This window comes from Amycolatopsis sp. NPDC051102 (genome assembly GCF_040682815.1).
Taxonomy (GTDB): domain Bacteria; phylum Actinomycetota; class Actinomycetes; order Mycobacteriales; family Pseudonocardiaceae; genus Amycolatopsis.
Map to the genome: position 1 here is coordinate 282,981 of NZ_JBFBBT010000002.1, position 12,499 is coordinate 295,479.

Sequence of the window (12,499 nt, forward strand, 5' to 3'; positions counted from 1 at the left end):
ATCCTCCCCAAACCACGGGGGGTGGACGCCGGCCAACCCCACCGCCCGGGGGGGGGGGGGCCCCCCCCCGCCCCACCCCGCCGTGTCGTCCCGCCAATCACGCGAGATGACCGCCCAATCACACGAGATGCCCGGCCAATCACGCGAAATGCCCGGGCCGATCATGCGAGTTCCGGCTTCAACCACGCGAGTCCCGTGGCCGATCACGCGAGTTTCGCGCGTGATCACGCCGCTGCGGGCTTGGGGATGCGGGCGCCTCCGGACGCGCGGCAATGCCAGGCGGACCGAACCGGCCGAGCGGCGAGCCGACCAAGCACCCGCGCAAGCCGGCCGGTGGTACCGCCCACGACGGCTTCGCTGCCCACACCCGCTTTACCGGAAGGACGAGATGAGGCCTTCGGGGACGCCGTAGCCCGCAGCCCGCCAGCCCACCGCCCCCGGCGGCCCACCGGCCGCCGCCCCTTCCCCGGCGCGGCCTCAGCTCCGGGCCGCCGCCGAGGGGCTTCGGCGGCGCTGGGCCTGCTCCAGCAACGCCAATCCCGTCGTCTCGCCCTGGTGGTTGCCCGTCTCGCGGAACACCCGCAACGCCCGGTCGCACACCCCGCGCGCCTGCACCGGCTCGCCCGCCGCCAGCAGCGTCTGGCCGATGCCCAGCAACGCGTACGCGCTGCACCGCTCGTCGTCGAGTTCCTCCAGGATGCTCAACGCCAGCCGCAGGCACGTCAACGACTCCGGCAGCCGGCCCGTGTCCCGGTGCAGGGTGCCCAGTTCCGTCAGGACCTTCGCCTCGCGGTGCGGGTCCGCGATCTCGCGCGCCAGCTCGCGGGCCTGGCGCAGCCAGTCCTCCGCCTCCGCGAACTCGCCCAGCAACGCGTACGTCGAGCCGATCGAATTCCGCATCTGCGCGACGCCGCTGCCGTCTTCCGCCCGCTCCAGCCCCGCCAGGGCCCGGCGGTAGAAGCTCAGCGCTTCGCGCGGGCGGTCGCGGACGCGGGCCACCGTGCCCAGGCCCGCCACCGCCAGTGCCTCGCCGCGGGCGTCGCCCAGTTCCGCGAACAGCGCGGCCGACCGCTTCATGTCGCGGGCCGCCGCGTCGTACTCGTCGTGGTACAGGCGGACCTGGCCGAGGCCCCGGCTCAGCACCGCCGCGCCCGTCCGGTTGCCCGCCGCCTCGGCGGCCGCCAGCGCCGTCAGGTGGCTGCGCCGCCAGTCGTCGTACGCGCCGCGCAGGTCGTAGAACGGGACCGCCGCCGCCGTCAGCTGCCAGGCCAGCTCGTCCAGGCCCGCGTCGGCCGCCAGCTGGACCGCCGCCGCCAGCAGCTTGCGCTCCGCGGTGAACCAGCCCAGCGGATCGGTCACCACCCGCGCCGGCACCGGGGCCGCCGCCAGCGCGCGGCCGGTCATCGCGCCGAACGCCGGTGGCAGGCCCGTCGCCGCCGTCTTCGCCAGCGCCAGCAACACCGACAGCACCCGGGTCAGCGTTTCCCGTTGCGCCGCACGGGGTTCCTCGGCCAGCAGTTCCGCCGCATAGCACCGCAGCAGGTCGTGCAGCCGGTAGCGCGGGTGGCCGCCGGCGTCGCGGCCGGCCTGGGACACCAGGTTCGCGTCGACGAGCACGTCGAGGACCTCGTGGGTGCCTTCGCGGTCCAGGAGCGCGTCGACGACCCAGCTCGGGAAGTCCTGCGCGCCCAGCACCGCGGTCCGGCCGAACGCCGTCCGCGCGGACGGCGGCAGCTGGCGCAGGCTGAGCTCGAAACTCGGCCGGACGCCGAGATCGCCGACGCGCAGCTCGCTCAGCCGGCTCGACTCGTCGGCCAGCCGGTCGTGCAGCGTGCGCAGGCTCCACGCCTGCCGCCCGGCCAGCCGCGCGCCCGCGATGCGGATCGCCAGCGGCAGGTACCCGCAGCACCGGACGATCGCCGCGGCTTCGGCGGGCTCGCCGACGACCCGGTCCGCGCCCGCCAGCTCCGAAAGCAGCCGCGTGGCCTCCCGTTCGCCGAACACGGGCAGCTCGACGTGCTTGGCGCCGGCCAGCTCGGGCAGCCGCCCGCGGGTCGTCACGAGCACGGCGCACCCGGCGTCGGCCGGCAGCAGCGGGCGGACCTGGGCGGCCGTCGCCGCGTCGTCGAGCACCAGCAGCATCCGGCGGCCGGCCAGGCGGGACCGGAACACCGCGGCCCGCCGGTCGAGCCCGGCCGGGACGGTGTTCCCGGTGACGCCGAGGGCGTGCAGGAAGTCGGCGAGCACCTCGGCCGGGTCGCACGGCGCGCCCGTGCCCGCGAGGTCGACGTAGAGCTGGCCGTCCGGGAAGCGGCCGGCCAGCCGGTGGGCGACGTGCATCGCGAGCGCCGTCTTGCCGGTGCCGGGCGCGCCGGTCAGCACGACCGGGGCCGGCCCGAGCGCCGCCGAGAGTTCGGCGACGTACTCCTCGCGCCCGGTGAAGTCGGGCAGGTCGGCGGGGAGCTGCCGCACCGGGACCGCTGCCCGCGCCGGCCCGGGCAGCGGCTCGCCGGTCAGGATCGCGGCCTGCAGGGCCCGCAGTTCCGGCCCGGGTTCGACGCCGAGTTCGGTGACCAGCCGCTCCCGCGCGGTCGCGTACGCCTGCAGCGCTTCGGCCCGGCGGCCCGCGCCGGCCAGCGCGAGCAGGTACTGCTGCCAAAGCCGTTCGCGGTACGGGTGTTCGGCCAGCAGGACGGTGAGCTCGGCGATCGCCGGGTCGTGCCGGCCCAGCCGCACCTGCAGCGCCAGCCGCTCCTCGACGGCGGCGAGCCGGTTCTCCACGAGCCGGCCGAGCTCGGGGTCCCAGGCCGGCGCGGTGGGCAAGTCCTCCAGCGGGTCGCCGCGCCACAGCGCTTCGGCCTCGGACAGCAGCGTCAGCGCCGCCTCCGGGGCGCCGTCCTCGGCCGCGCGGGCGGCCTCGGCGACCAGCCGGCTGAACCGGTGCGCGTCGACGTCGCCCGGGTCCACGGCCAGCGAGTACCCCGGGCCGTGGGTGCGCAGGTCGGCGCCGTCCGGCAGCAGCCGGCGCAGGCGCCACACGTACGTCTGGAGGTTCGCGGTGGCCGACGTCGGCGGGTCGACCGGCCAGACGGTCTCGACGAGCTGGCCGGGCGTGACCATCCGGTTCGCGTTGAGCAGCAGGTGGGCCAGCAGCACCCGCTGCTTGGCCCCGCCCAGCGCCAGCGGACGCCCGCCGACCGTCACGGTCAGCGGTCCGAGCAGGTGAAACCGCACTTCAGGCCCCATCGCGCACCCCGTTCCCCGGCGGCCGCCCCCAGGCGGAACCCGGCAGCCGGACTGTAACCGGGCGGCGGCGCGGCCCGTGGGCCATTCGCCCACATCCGAGACAGCGCGGGCCCGGTTGTCACTCGTTTGCCCCACCCCGGTTGCCCTCGGCGCCAGAGTGAGTGTACAGTCACTCACATGACGAAACGCGGTGCCACGCTCTCCACCTCCGACGCCCGGCGGGACGCCGTCGTCGACGCGGCCATCGCCGAGTTCGCCCGTGGCGGCTACCACAGCACGCCGATCAGCGCCGTGGCTGCGCGAGCCGACATCTCCCCCGCCTACGTCTTCAAGTTGTTCCCCGGCAAGGTTTCCCTGTTCGTCGCCGCACTCGACCGCTGCTACGAACTCGTCGCGCACGCCCTCTCCAACGGCGCCGCGCGCGCCGCGGACGCCGGCCCCGAGAAGATCCTCCACGAGATGGGCGGCGCCTACGCGGAGCTGATCGCCGACCGGGACCTGCTGATGCTGCAGGTGCACGCCCAGTCGGCCGCCGACACCCCGGAGATCGCCGACGCCGTGCGCCGCGGCCTCGCCAAGGTGACCGAGCTCGCCCGGTCCCGCTCCGGCGCCGAGGACGAGCAGGTGCAGCGGTTCATCGCCTACGGCCAGCTGTGTCACCTGATCGTCACGCTCGATCTCGACGCGCACACCGGCGACTGGGCCGCCGTGCTCGCCGCCGGCATCCGCCACCCCGACCGGAACTGAACCACCCGGCCCGTTCGGGACGTTTTTCGCGCCCATCGAGTGATTGACCAGTCACTCACAACCGGAAGGAACCTTTCATGAACGTCACCGAGATCGTCCTCCCCGGCCTCGTCGAGCCGGACGGCCTGCGCGTCGGGCAGCGGGAGCTGCCGCCCCTGGCCGCCGGCGAAGCCCTGGTCCGCGTCGAAGCGACCGGTGTCTCCTTCGCCGAGCAGCAGATGCGCCGCGGCAAGTACTACGACCAGCCGCCGTTCCCCTTCGTGCCCGGTTACGACGTCGTCGGCACGGTGCTCGAAGCCGACGACGAGTCCCTGGTCGGGCGCCGCGTCGCCGCCATGACCAAGATCGGTGGCTGGAGCAGCCACCTCGCGGTGCCCGCCGCCGACCTGGTCCCGGTGCCCGACGGGCTGGACGCGGCCGACGCCGAGACGTTCGTGGTCAACGGCATCACGGCGTACCAGATGCTGCACCGGACCGCGAAGGTCGCCGCCGGCGGCACGATCCTCGTCCACGGCGCCAGCGGCGGCGTCGGCACCACCCTCGTGCAGCTCGCCCGGGCGGCGGGGATCAAGGTGATCGGCACCGCCTCGGCCCGGAACCTCGACGTCGTGACCGGGCTCGGCGCCACCGCCCTGGACTACCGCGGCGACGTCCCGGCCCGCGTCCGCGAACTGGCGCCCGGCGGGGTCGACGCCGTCTTCGACCACGTCGGCGGCCCCGGCATCGCCGACTCGTTCCGCCTGCTCGCCCCGGGCGGCACCCTGGTCGCCTACGGCAGTGCGTCCACAGTGAACACCGGGGGCAACCCGAAGCGCGCCGTGCTCAAGCTCTTCGCGCGGCTGCTGTGGTGGAACATCCTGCCGAACCGCCGCGGGGCGCACTTCTACAACGTGTGGGGCGGAAAGCGGAACCTCGCCAAGTTCCGCGCACGGCTCACCGAAGACCTCACCGCCGTCTTCGCCATGGCGGCGAAGGGACAGCTCACGGCGCAGGTGGCCGCGCGGATCCCGCTGGCCGAAGCCGGGAAAGCCCTGGCGCTAGCCGAATCCGGCACGGTCACCGGCAAGGTCGTGCTCGTGCCCTGACCGCACCGAAGGCGGCACTTTCACGTGAAAGTGCCGCCTTCGGGTGTGGTGGGTCAGTCCGTGCCGAACTCCATCGCGGCGCTGTCGAGCAGCTCGTCGTCGTCGGTCTTGCCGCGCGAGGCGATCACCTCGGCGCCACCCTCCGGCATCGCGCCGATCAGGCCGGTCGAGGCCGCCTGCGCGGCACCGATCAGCTTCGGGTGCGTGCCACCGACCATGCCGAGGCTCGCGTACTGCTCGAGCTTCGCCCGCGAGTCGGCGATGTCGAGGTTGCGCATGGTGAGCTGGCCGATCCGGTCGACCGGGCCGAACGCGGAGTCCTCGGTGCGCTCCATCGACAGCTTGTCCGGGTGGTAGCTGAACGCCGGGCCGGAGGTGTCCAGGATGGAGTAGTCCTCCCCGCGGCGCAGCCGCAGCGTCACCTCGCCGGTGACCGCGGTGCCGACCCAGCGCTGCAGCGACTCGCGCAGCATCATCGCCTGCGGGTCCAGCCAGCGGCCTTCGTACATCAGGCGGCCGAGCCGGCGGCCCTCGTTGTGGTAGCTGGCGAGGGTGTCCTCGTTGTGGATGGCGTTGACGAGCCGCTCGTAGGCGGCGTGCAGCAGCGCCATGCCCGGGGCCTCGTAAATGCCGCGGCTCTTGGCCTCGATGATCCGGTTCTCGATCTGGTCGGACATGCCCAGGCCGTGCCGGCCGCCGATGGCGTTGGCCTCCAGCACCAGGTCGACGGCGGTGGCGAACTCCTTGCCGTTGATCGTCACCGGCCGGCCCTGCTCGAAGCCGATCGTGACGTCCTCGGCGGGGATCTCGACCTCGGGGTCCCAGAACGCCACGCCCATGATCGGCTTGACGATCTCGATGCCGGTGTCCAGGTGCTCCAGCGACTTCGCCTCGTGGGTGGCGCCCCAGATGTTGGCGTCGGTCGAGTAGGCCTTCTCGGTGCTGTCCCGGTAGGGCAGGTCGTGCGCGGCCAGCCACTCCGACATCTCCTTGCGGCCGCCGAGCTCGGTGACGAAGTCGGCGTCGAGCCACGGCTTGTAGATCCGCAGGGAGGGGTTGGCCAGCAGCCCGTAGCGGTAGAACCGCTCGATGTCGTTGCCCTTGTAGGTGGAGCCGTCGCCCCAGATCTGGACGTCGTCCTCGAGCATGGCGCGCACCAGCAGGGTGCCGGTGACCGCGCGGCCGAGCGGGGTGGTGTTGAAGTAGCTGCGGCCGCCGGTGCGGATGTGGAACGCACCGCAGGTCAGGGCCGCGAGCCCCTCTTCGACGAGGGCTTCCCGGCAGTCGACGAGCCGCGCGATCTCGGCGCCGTACTGGCCGGCCCGCCCGGGCACCGACTCGATGTCGGGCTCGTCGTACTGGCCGATGTCGGCGGTGTAGGTGCACGGGACCGCGCCTTTGTCGCGCATCCACGCGACCGCTACGGAAGTGTCGAGGCCACCGGAGAAGGCGATACCGACACGCTCGCCGACGGGCAGGGAAGTGAGCACCTTGGACATGCGAATGATTATGCACGGTCATGCATCACCGTGCAATCCGGGGTGCTCGTGGTCACGGAAACCCGCTTGACCTGCGTGGTTCGGTGATCACATGCCTGCTGTCGACGCCGCCCTCGTCCGGCGGCTGCTGCGCGGGCAGTTCCCGGAGTGGGCGGACCGGCCGATCACTCCCCTGGCTTCCGGCGGCACGGTCAACGCCGTGTTCCGCCTCGGGGACGACCTCACGGTCCGGCTCCCCCGCTCCGCCGAGGACGTCGAGCAGGAACGCCGGATCCTGAAGGCGCTCGGTGGGCTGCCGGTAGCGATCCCGGCCGTCGTCGCGGTGGGCGAACCCGCCGAAGGCTTTCCGCGGCCCTGGGCGGTGCACCGCTGGCTCGACGGCGAACCGGCGCTCGAAGGCCGTGACACGCCGGCCCGCGAGCTGGCGGAATTCGTCGTCGCGCTGCGGGCCAACCACGCGGACGGTCCCCCGGCCTACCGCGGGAAGCCACTGTCCACCGTGGACGAGGCCACCCGCCGGGCGATCGCGCGGCTGAGCCGCACGGATGAGCCGTTCGACGCGGCCGCCGCGCGGGCCGTCTGGGCCGAGGCGCTGAACGCTCCACAGTGGACCGGGCCGCCGTGCTGGGTCCACGCCGACCTGATGCCGGGCAACCTGCTGCTGCGGGACGGCCGGCTCAGCGGCGTCCTGGACTGGGCGACCGCAGGGCTCGGCGACCCGGCGTGCGACCTGATCCCCGCGTGGAACCTGCTGACCGCGGCCACCCGGCCCCCCTTCCGCGACGGCGTCGGCGCCGACGACGCGACGTGGGCGCGCGGCCGCGGCTGGGCGCTGTCGATGGCCGCCCTCCAGCTGCCGTACTACCGGCACACGAACGCGGTCATCTCGGCCAACGCCCGATACGTGCTCACGGAGCTGGGGTGCGCCCCGGCTCCGTGAGCACGCTCCGATCAGCTCGGCAGGAGCGCCGGCGCCGCGAGGCGGGTGGCGTTCGCCGCCGCGTCGTCCGGGGCTTCCTGTGCCGAGCGCTCCGCCTCGACGCGGGCCAGGTAGTTCGCCACCTCACGGTCCGTGCGGTGCGAGTCCCAGCCCAGCAGCGGTGCCATCAGCCCGGCGACCACCGGGGCCGCCGCCACCCCGCGGTCGCGTTCCTCGATCGAGATCCGCGTCCGCCGGGTCAGGACGTCCTCCAGGTGCAGCGCACCCTCGTGGGAGACCGCGTAGACGGCCTCCACGCGCAGGTACTCCGAGGTCTCCGTGATCGGTTCCCCGAGCGACGGGTCCTCCTCCACGAGCGAAAGGAGGTTCCAGATCCGCGTCCCGTACCGCTGCAGCAGGTGCTCGACGCGGGTCAGCGGCAGCCCGGACTTCGCGGCCAGGGCGAAGCGGTCCGCCCACAGCTCGTGGTACCCCTCGGCGCCGACGATCGGGAGCCGGTCGGTCCACGACGGCGGGGCCGGGCGGCCGACCTCCTCGACGGCGGCGTCGACGGCGTCCGCGGCCATCACCCGGTACGTCGTGTACTTGCCGCCGGCCACGATGACCAGGCCCGGCACCGGGCGCGCGACCGCGTGCTCCCGCGACAGCTTCGTCGTCGCGGCCGCCTTCGCCGCCAGCAGCGGCCGGAGCCCGGCGTAGACGCCCTCGATGTCGTCGTGCGTCACCGGGGTGCGCAGGACGGCGTTGAGGTGGTCGAGCACGTAGTCGACGTCCGCGCGGCTCGCCGCCGGGTGCTCGCGGTCGAGGTCCCACTCGGTGTCGGTGGTGCCGACGATCCAGTGCCGTCCCCACGGGATGACGAACAACACGCTCTTCTCGGTGCGCAGGATCAGCCCGGTGTCCAGGTCGATCTTCTCCCGCGGCACCACGAGGTGGATGCCCTTCGACGCGCGGACGGTGAACGGCGCGGGGATGCCGGCCGCCGCCGCCATGTCGTCGCTCCAGACGCCGGTGGCCGCGACGACCGTGCGAGCGCGGATCTCGAACTCGACCCCGCTCTCCCGGTCCACGACCTTCGCGCCGACCACCCGCTCGCCGTCGCGAAGCAGCGACGTCACGCGAGTCCGCGTCAGGACCGAAGCACCCTGCTCAGCGGCGGTGCGCGCGATCGTCATCGTGTGGCGGGCGTCGTCGACCTGGGCGTCGTAGTACTGGATCGCCCCGACCAGCGCGTCGTCCGCGAGCGCCGGGGCCGCCTTGAAGGCGCCCCGCTTGGACAGGTGCCGGTGCCGCGGCAGCGCGCGGGCACCGCCGAGGGTGTCGTACAGCGTGACGCCGGCGCCGATGTAGCCGCGCTCCCACACCCGGTGCTGCAGCGGGACCAGGAACTTGACCGGCCGCACCAGGTGCGGGGCCAGCGTCTGCAGCAGCAGCCCGCGCTCCTTGAGCGCCTCGCGCACCAGCTTGAAGTCCAGCTGCTCCAGGTAGCGCAGGCCGCCGTGGATCAGCTTGGACGAGCGGCTGGACGTCCCGGCGGCGAAGTCGCGGGCCTCGACCAGCGCGGTCTCCAGGCCCCGGGAGGCGGCGTCGAGCGCGACGCCGGCCCCGGTCACTCCCCCGCCGACGACGAGCACGTCGACCTCTTCGTTCACCAGCTTCCGCAGCGTCTCCGCGCGGTACTGCGGGGAAAGCGGGGTCACGGTGTTCCTCCTCCTGTTCACTGCACGTCGACCCAGTCGAGCGTGCGGCCGACGGCCTTCTGCCAGCCCGCGTAGCCTTCGGCGCGCTGCTCGTCGCTCCAGGTCGGCGTCCAGCGCTTGTCCTCGTTCCAGTTCTGCTCGAGCTCGTCGGTCGAGGACCAGAAGCCGACCGCCAGCCCGGCCGCGTAGGCGGCGCCCAGCGCGGTGGTCTCCGCGACGACCGGCTTCGACACCGGCACGCCGAGGATGTCCGCCTGCAGCTGCATGCAGAGCTCGTTGGCGGTGACGCCACCGTCCACCCGCAGCACGTCGAGCGTCACGCCGGAGTCGTTCTGCATGGCCTCGACGACGTCGCGGGTCTGGTAGCAGATCGCCTCGAGGGTGGCCCGCGCGATGTGGGCGTTCGTCGTGGCGCGGGTGAGGCCGACGATCGCGCCGCGGGCGTCGGAGCGCCAGTACGGGGCGAACAGGCCGGAGAACGCCGGGACGAAGTAGACGCCGCCGTTGTCCTCGACCTGGCGGGCCAGGCTTTCGCTCTGGGCCGCGCCGCTGATGATGCCCAGCTGGTCGCGCAGCCACTGCACCGCGGACCCCGTGACGGCGATCGAGCCCTCCAGCGCGTAGACCGGCTTGTCGTCGCCGAACTGGTAGCACAGGGTCGTCAGCAGGCCGTGCTTCGAGCGGACCAGCTCCTGGCCGGTGTTGAGCAGCAGGAAGTTGCCGGTGCCGTAGGTGTTCTTGGCCTCGCCGGGCCGGAAGCAGACCTGCCCGACGGTGGCGGCCTGCTGGTCGCCGAGGACGCCGGTGATGGCGACCTCGCCGCCGAGCGGGCCGTCCGCGCGGGTCGTGCCGAACCCGGAGTTCGACGACGGCCGGATCGCCGGGAGCATCTGCCGCGGAACGTTGAAGAACGACAGCAGCTCGTCGTCCCAGTCGAGGGTCTCGAGGTCCATCAGCATGGTGCGGGAGGCGTTGGTCGGGTCGGTGACGTGCACGCCGCCGTCCGGGCCGCCGGTGAGGTTCCAGATCAGCCACGAGTCGGTGGTGCCGAAGAGCGCGTCGCCCTTCTCGGCGTCCTCGCGCACGCCCGCGATGTTCTCGAGGATCCACTGCAGCTTGCCGCCGGAGAAGTAGGTGGCGGGCGGCAGGCCGGCCTTGCGGCGGATGATCTCGCCCTTGCCCTCGCGCTCGAGCGCCGAGGCGATGCGGTCGGTGCGGGTGTCCTGCCAGACGATCGCGTTGCCGTACGGGCGGCCGGTGCGGCGGTTCCAGACGACGGTGGTCTCGCGCTGGTTGGTGATGCCGAGCGCGGCCAGGTCCTTGACCGTCAGGTTGGCCTTGTTGAGCGCGGTCGCGATGACCGAGCGGGTGCGTTCCCAGATCTCGGTGGCGTCGTGCTCGACCCAGCCCGGCCGGGGCAGGATCTGCTCGTGCTCGAGCTGGTGGCGGGCGATCTCGTTGCCGCCGTGGTCGAAGATCATGAAGCGGGTGCTCGTGGTGCCCTGGTCAACGGCGCCGACGTAGTCAGGCATGGTCGTGCTCCTACTCAGTTGGCTGGCTCGAGGTCCTTGGCGGGCATGGCGTCCAGCGGGTCGCCCGCGGGCAGGAACCGCTCGATCAGGTACTTGTAGATCGCGCCGCCGATCAGCGCGCCGATGACCGGGGCCACGATCGGGATCCACCAGTAGGGGAAGCCGTACTGGTCGGTGAACGCCGTGTCGTAGCCGGTCAGCCAGGAGGCCAGGCGCGGGCCGAAGTCGCGGGCGGGGTTGATCGCGTAGCCGGCGTCCGTGCCCCAGGCCATGCCGATGGCGACGACGAGGAAGCCGACGACGACCGGGGCCAGGTTGGCACCGGGCGAGGTGTTGCGGAGGTCGGTGATGGCGAACAGGACGATCAGCAGGATCGCGGTGCCGATGATCTGGTCGCGGAAGGCGCCCCAGTCACCCACGGGCAGCGTGCCATTACCCGGCAGGGTGGAGAACACGCCCTGGGTCTTGATCGTCAGACCCGGGTCCTTGGCGTTGAGCACCTCGGTGTAGTTCCAGCGCACCAGCAGCGCGGCCAGGAACGCGCCGGCGGTCTGGGCCACGGCGTAGGGGGCGACCTTGCGCCACTCGAAGCCCTTGAACACCGCGAGGGCGATGGTCACCGCCGGGTTCAGGTGCGCGCCGCTCACCCGCGAAGCGACGTAGACACCCAGGGTGACGCCGAAGCCCCAGGCCCAGGCGATGCTGTCGTGGTCCCCGATGCCCGCGGCGACGACCTGCGCCACCACTCCGCACCCGAACAGGATGAGGATCATCGTCCCCACGAACTCGGCGGCCATCTCGCCGGCGAGTCCGTGGGCCTTGAGGTTTCGCACCATTGCTTTCCTCCACAAAGGACCTTGTCCCCCTACTGGTGGAGTGAAGTTAAGTTCGCATTTCAGGCCGGTCAACGCACGGCGGTCGGCATTGTCGAACGACCGAAGTGGATGTTCGACATTGTCGAATCGCGGCCGGTCGGGTTAGGGTCCCCGCGTGCCCGGTCCGATCCAGTCCATCGAGCGCGCCGCCGCGATCCTGCGGTTGCTGGCGCGCGGCTCGGGGCGGCTGGGCGTCGGCGAGATCGCCGAGTCACTGGAGCTGGCGAAGGGCACCGCGCACGGGATCCTGCGCACGCTGCAGGGCGTCGGGTTCGTCGAGCAGGACCGCGACACCGGCAAGTACCAGCTCGGCGCGGCCCTGCTGCACCTGGGCACGAGCTACCTCGACGTCAACGAGCTGCGGTCCCGGGCGATCAACTGGGCCGACGCGCTGGCCGCGCGCAGCGGCGAGGCGGTCCGGATCGGCGCGCCCCTGGAGGGCCGGGTGCTGGTCGTGCACCACGTGTTCCGGCCGGACGACAGCCTGCAGAGCCTCGACGTCGGCACGCTGCTGCCGCTGCACGCGACGGCGCTGGGCAAGGTCCTGCTGGCCTACGACACGACGCTGAAGGCCGACCCCGAGCCGTACACGCGCCGCACGCTGGTCACCCAGACGGCGATCAAGCGGGCGTGTGCGAAGGTACGGGAGGCGGGCTGGGCGGCCGAGAACGGCGAGATGATCTCCGGCGAGGCGGGGATCGCGGCCCCGATCCGCGGCCACGGCGGCATCGTGGTGGGCGCGATCGGCGTTTCGGGCCCCGCCGACCGGGTGTGCGAGCCGGACGGCAGCCCGAGCCCGAGACTGCTGACCCAGGTCCGCGACGCGGCGCGCGCGGTGTCGCGGGACCTGGGCGCGTCCCGGTGGTGAAGGGAGG

The 12,499-nt window shown here is 72.9% G+C and carries 9 protein-coding genes; 4 read left to right on the plus strand and 5 right to left on the minus strand.

The window, feature by feature from the left end:
- Nucleotides 1-477: 477 nt before the first annotated feature.
- Entirely contained in the window at nt 478-3,246 is a 2,769-nt protein-coding gene (locus AB0M93_RS07275) for a BTAD domain-containing putative transcriptional regulator (protein ID WP_364269392.1), read from the minus strand.
- Between the two features lie 177 nt (nt 3,247-3,423).
- Between AB0M93_RS07275 and AB0M93_RS07280 the strand changes: the two genes are divergently transcribed.
- Together AB0M93_RS07280 and AB0M93_RS07285 are read left to right on the plus strand one after the other, a co-directional pair.
- Nucleotides 3,424-3,993 (plus strand): TetR/AcrR family transcriptional regulator, encoded by a 570-nt coding sequence (locus AB0M93_RS07280; RefSeq protein WP_364269394.1) that lies wholly within the window; start codon nt 3,424-3,426, stop codon nt 3,991-3,993.
- Nucleotides 3,994-4,070: 77 nt separating this feature from the next.
- A complete protein-coding gene (locus AB0M93_RS07285) occupies nt 4,071-5,078 on the plus strand; it encodes a medium chain dehydrogenase/reductase family protein (RefSeq protein ID WP_364269396.1) in 1,008 nt (335 codons plus the stop codon).
- A gap of 53 nt (nt 5,079-5,131) precedes the next feature.
- On the opposite strand, the gene argG is transcribed toward AB0M93_RS07285, so the two are convergent.
- Nucleotides 5,132-6,577, minus strand: a complete 1,446-nt coding sequence (gene argG / locus AB0M93_RS07290; protein ID WP_364269398.1) for an argininosuccinate synthase — start codon at nt 6,575-6,577, stop codon at nt 5,132-5,134.
- 91 nt (nt 6,578-6,668) lie between these two features.
- Here argG and AB0M93_RS07295 point away from each other — a divergent pair, with 91 nt between their 5' ends.
- Complete coding sequence (locus AB0M93_RS07295) at nt 6,669-7,517, plus strand: aminoglycoside phosphotransferase family protein (protein WP_364269400.1); 849 nt, start codon at nt 6,669-6,671, stop codon at nt 7,515-7,517.
- Nucleotides 7,518-7,528: 11 nt separating this feature from the next.
- On the opposite strand, the gene glpD is transcribed toward AB0M93_RS07295, so the two are convergent.
- Genes glpD through AB0M93_RS07310 form a run of 3 tightly spaced genes read right to left on the minus strand, consistent with a single transcriptional unit; the run spans nt 7,529 to nt 11,585 of the window.
- Complete coding sequence (glpD, locus tag AB0M93_RS07300; protein ID WP_364269402.1) at nt 7,529-9,217, minus strand: glycerol-3-phosphate dehydrogenase; 1,689 nt, start codon at nt 9,215-9,217, stop codon at nt 7,529-7,531.
- 17 nt (nt 9,218-9,234) lie between these two features.
- Nucleotides 9,235-10,749 carry a glycerol kinase GlpK gene (glpK, locus tag AB0M93_RS07305; protein ID WP_364269404.1) on the minus strand — a complete coding sequence of 505 codons (1,515 nt, stop codon included), beginning with the start codon at nt 10,747-10,749 and terminating at the stop codon, nt 9,235-9,237.
- Nucleotides 10,750-10,763: 14 nt separating this feature from the next.
- Nucleotides 10,764-11,585: an MIP/aquaporin family protein gene (locus AB0M93_RS07310; RefSeq protein ID WP_364269406.1), complete on the minus strand. Its 822-nt coding sequence runs from the start codon at nt 11,583-11,585 to the stop codon at nt 10,764-10,766.
- Nucleotides 11,586-11,739: 154 nt separating this feature from the next.
- Between AB0M93_RS07310 and AB0M93_RS07315 the strand changes: the two genes are divergently transcribed.
- The gene (locus AB0M93_RS07315) at nt 11,740-12,492 is read left to right on the plus strand and encodes an IclR family transcriptional regulator (RefSeq protein ID WP_364269408.1); all 753 of its coding nucleotides are present in this window, start codon (nt 11,740-11,742) and stop codon (nt 12,490-12,492) included.
- Nucleotides 12,493-12,499: the final 7 nt, after the last annotated feature.

What these genes read in the sequence shown, in the direction of transcription:
- AB0M93_RS07275 (WP_364269392.1), bottom strand. Translation starts at nt 3,246, where the DNA reads ATGGGGCCTGAAGTGCGGTTTCACCTGCTCGGACCGCTGACCGTGACG.
- AB0M93_RS07280 (WP_364269394.1), top strand. Translation starts at nt 3,424, where the DNA reads ATGACGAAACGCGGTGCCACGCTCTCCACCTCCGACGCCCGGCGGGAC.
- AB0M93_RS07285 (WP_364269396.1), top strand. Translation starts at nt 4,071, where the DNA reads ATGAACGTCACCGAGATCGTCCTCCCCGGCCTCGTCGAGCCGGACGGC.
- argG (WP_364269398.1), bottom strand. Translation starts at nt 6,577, where the DNA reads ATGTCCAAGGTGCTCACTTCCCTGCCCGTCGGCGAGCGTGTCGGTATC.
- AB0M93_RS07295 (WP_364269400.1), top strand. Translation starts at nt 6,669, where the DNA reads ATGCCTGCTGTCGACGCCGCCCTCGTCCGGCGGCTGCTGCGCGGGCAG.
- glpK (WP_364269404.1), bottom strand. Translation starts at nt 10,749, where the DNA reads ATGCCTGACTACGTCGGCGCCGTTGACCAGGGCACCACGAGCACCCGC.
- AB0M93_RS07310 (WP_364269406.1), bottom strand. Translation starts at nt 11,585, where the DNA reads ATGGTGCGAAACCTCAAGGCCCACGGACTCGCCGGCGAGATGGCCGCC.